1 protein-coding gene is annotated in these 979 nt (G+C 53.4%); it reads right to left on the reverse strand.

Translation table 11 applies throughout. The annotated features are described in order from the left end of the window. The coding region (locus CFN46_RS17360) for an IS481 family transposase (protein WP_088744288.1) at positions 1-910 on the reverse strand (910 nt) is incomplete at its 3' end. Positions 911-979 lie beyond the last annotated feature (69 nt).

Here is a 979-nt window from a genome sequence, read left to right on the forward strand (position 1 = left end):
CGATTGGCGCCTTGTGACGTAGTGCCTTCTGAGGAATGTGGTAGTTATATAGCCAGCAATAACGCTCGAGCGTCTGTTCCAAGTCCTCACTTGAGTCATAGCGCCGAGTCGCCAATACATCACTGATACGGCCATTGAAACGCTCCACCATCCCGTTCGTCTGCGGTCTTCCCGGTTTGATCAATCGATGTTCGATACCATGGCTTTGGCACTCCTGATCGAAAAGATGGCGCCCGCTGGGATTACGCTCACCACCCACGGTGAAGCGATCGGTAAAGGATTTACCATTGTCCGTGAGCACGGTTCGAATCGTGAAGGGAGCTTCCTCTTCCACACGCTTCATGAACGCCCGGGCGTCCTTTGCAGATTGACTTGATCTGACCTCCAGATACACCCAGCGAGTGGCACGATCAATCGCGACGTAGAGATAACGCTTCTGATCTTCGTCAGGCATTTGGGGTAGGTGCTTGATATCAATGTGCACATACCCGGGCTCATAATCCTTGAAAGGCCGATACTTGGGCTTCTCGTCCTCTTCCGCATCTCGACGCGCCAACTTGGCGAGAGTCGGTACATCACGTCGTTTGAGCATGCGCTGAAGCGCGGAACGTGACAGATTGGGGTTCAGGAATTCACGCGCGACGACAAGTAGATCATCGAGCCCCAGGCGTAGTAGTTCACGAGCGGCGATGACTACCTCTTCCTGTTCTGGGGTTAGAGTCGCCAGTAGGTTATGGCGGGTGTGGGAACGATCCTGGACATTATCGCGGTAACGCCAGCGCTGGATGGTTGAGACGCTGACCCCAAACTGACGAGCGAGATCTTTGTTGGTCATGCCGGCAGGAGCTGCTTGGATGTCGGCACGAATTTTCGGTGTCGTCGTCGCTTGCTTATGCAGCTTGATGTCCATGAAGCCTTTCCTGAATAAATTGCTTGATGAGCTCACGAGAGGCTAACAAAGGGTAGCTTCGTTGTGAAA

It is taken from the genome of Cobetia sp. QF-1, from assembly GCF_002213105.1.
Classification (GTDB): domain Bacteria; phylum Pseudomonadota; class Gammaproteobacteria; order Pseudomonadales; family Halomonadaceae; genus Cobetia; species Cobetia crustatorum.